The sequence below is a fragment of the Yersinia sp. IP36721 genome (assembly GCF_003634395.1).
Taxonomy (GTDB): Bacteria; Pseudomonadota; Gammaproteobacteria; order Enterobacterales; family Enterobacteriaceae; genus Yersinia; species Yersinia entomophaga.
Genome location: NZ_QCZL01000074.1, coordinates 1 through 1,042, shown reverse-complemented (window position 1 = coordinate 1,042; position 1,042 = coordinate 1). Strand labels below are relative to the sequence as shown.

The window sequence follows — 1,042 nt, the reverse complement described above, 5'->3', positions numbered from 1 at the left end:
CGTCCTGCATGCCTGGCGTATGCTCATCGTAAACTGCGTGGTCAGATAGTTGACGAGCTCACGCTTTATCGCTGGTTTTAAAGCTTTTTTTCGATGACGTCTTTCAGCGCACGGCATTCCAGACTCAGGTCGGCAAACATCTGCTTCAGACGGCGATTCTCGTCTTCTAGATCTTTGATTTTTTTGATATCAGCGGCTTCCATCCCGCCATATTTCGCCTTCCAATTGTAATAGCTGGCTTCGGAAATAGCAGCCTCGCGGCACACATCTTTGACGGTCCTACCCGCTTCGACGGACTTCAGTACGGCGATGATCTGGTGCTCGGTAAATCGGATCTTGCGCATAAGGATCTCCTCAGGTGACATCATCAGTATGTCGGAAGATCTCTAAAAGTGAATGGGCCGTTTAAGCGGGATACTTACACATCAGCCAGCGCTCGGTTATACGAGATCTTTACATTACCTTGATGAAAGCAGGGTAATGATGCAAGAATAAACCGATAAGTTGGAAAAGATGCCTTCCAATCAAGAATAGAACAAATGATGATAAATCAACGATATATCTGAGAAAGGATGCTAAAAGAATAAATGCTTTTTGAGTATGCCCTCCATAAAGATACAAACAAAATTGTTCACGTTGATGCCGTTCCTAACGGCAAACGGTGTGAATGCATCTGTAAGAACTGTGGGGACGCTCTGGTAGCAAAGAACAACGGTAGGGTAATAAGCCACCATTTCTCTCACACAACCAAAGAAGAAAGCCGAGACTGTCAAATGACACAGCTGCACATCGGGATGCAGCAACACTTCTTATCGATATCCAAGTTTACCCTTCCCCAAAATTCGTTAACTCTTGATGATACTGATATATTTGTTCCTGAATTTACTACAGATGTCAGTAAATCAACCCTTGAGTACAAACTCGGGAAATACTGAATAGACCCGGGTTTCGTAGACACTTTTTTGCCTCATAATGGAGGCTCAATGAAGGAGTGTTTATGTCAGCCAAAAATTTCACTGAAGAATTCAAAATTGAAGCCGTA

Annotated in this window: 1 pseudogene; it reads right to left on the bottom strand. The window is 43.6% G+C overall.

The window, feature by feature from the left end:
- Positions 1-344: pseudogene (locus tag DBA33_RS20350) on the bottom strand (transposase); the annotation flags it as partial.
- Positions 345-1,042 lie beyond the last annotated feature (698 nt).